Genomic DNA, 1,441 nt, shown 5'->3' with positions numbered 1-1,441 from the left:
CGAACGTCTCGAACCTCGCCGGCGCGGTCACGAACATCGCGGGTAGCGTGACGAATCTCGCCGGTAACGTGACGAACCTCGCTGGCGCGGTTGCCGATGCGGTGAAATACGACAGCTCCGCGCACAACTCGGTGACGCTGGGCGGCGCCGGTTCGAGCGTCGCGGTCGCGCTGCACAACGTTGCAGCGGGGCTTAAGGCCACGGATGCCGTCAACGTCAGCCAGCTCACCTCGGCAGGGTTCTCGGTCGATCAGACGTCGGGTGCGGTGCTCAACAAGGCCGTTACGTACGATGCGGGCTCGATCGCCTCGGGTTCGCCCTCGATCACGCTCGACAAGGGTGTAGGCAACAGTCCTTACTTCCGCAACGGCAACCGTGCCGACCCGCTGCCGAAGGGCACGATCATCAGCAACGTGGCGAACGGTATTCAGGACACGGATGCGGCATCGGTCGGGCAGGTCAACGACATCATCAACGGCGCGTTCCAGAACGGCACCACCATGACGATGATGGCCGCGAAAGCGAACTTGCTCACGGCCTCGCAGGGTTCGGGTGTCGACCCGACGGGTTTGACCTCGACGTTCAAGACGGCCGCGTGGTACACGCAGGTCAAGGGCATTGCCAACGCCTCGGGTTCGACCGGACCGACCGACCTGGCACGCGCGAACGGCGCGGGTAGTATCGCGATGGGTTCGAACTCGCAATCCGACGGTCTCTCGAGCATGGCGCTGGGCATTCAGTCGCTCGCAAAGTCGAACGATTCGATCGCACTGGGCTCGGGCTCGGTGGCGAACGAGGCCAACACCGTGTCGGTCGGTAGCGACGGCACGGCAACGCGTGTCGTCTACGATGCGGACAACAACGCGACCACGGTGCTAAGCCAGGCGAACACGCGCCGTATCGTCAACATGGCCGCAGGCCAGGGTGACACGGACGCCGTGAACGTCGCACAGCTCAAGGGCGTGACGGACGCACTGGGCGGTGGCGCGACGGTGAACGGCGACGGCTCGGTCACGGGACCGACGTACACGGTGGGCGGTACGGTGTTCGGCGACGTGGGTTCGGCGATTGCGGCTGCGGCGGCCAGTGGCGGCACTGCAGACGCGGTCGTCTACGACTCGTCGAAGCACGACAAGATCACGCTCGGCGGAACGGGCGCGCCGGTCCAGGTGTCGAATGTCGCTAACGCTACGCAGTCGCATGACGCCGTGAACCTGGCGCAGCTCCAGGCGATGGGTGCGGAGGTCGACACGTCGGGCAACGTCACGAATGCATTCGTGGCCTACGACGACGCGTCGAAGGGCTCGGTCACGCTCGGCGGCAAGAACGCCAGCGCGGCGGTGGCGATCCACAACGTGGCAAACGGCATCGCAGACGCCGACGCCATCAACGTCGCGCAGTTGAAGGCGGCGGGCCTGGGCTTCGACACGTCGGGCAACGT

At 65.7% G+C, this 1,441-nt stretch carries 1 pseudogene; it reads left to right on the top strand.

From position 1 onward, the window contains the following. Nucleotides 1–1,441 (top strand): annotated as a pseudogene (locus LDO54_RS18140) (hypothetical protein); the annotation flags it as partial.

Source organism: Paraburkholderia tropica (assembly GCF_914484835.1).
In the GTDB taxonomy this organism is placed as follows: Bacteria; Pseudomonadota; Gammaproteobacteria; order Burkholderiales; family Burkholderiaceae; genus Paraburkholderia; species Paraburkholderia tropica_A.
The sequence above is the reverse complement of the archived record's forward strand: the minus strand, read 5'-3'. Positions and strand labels throughout refer to the sequence as shown.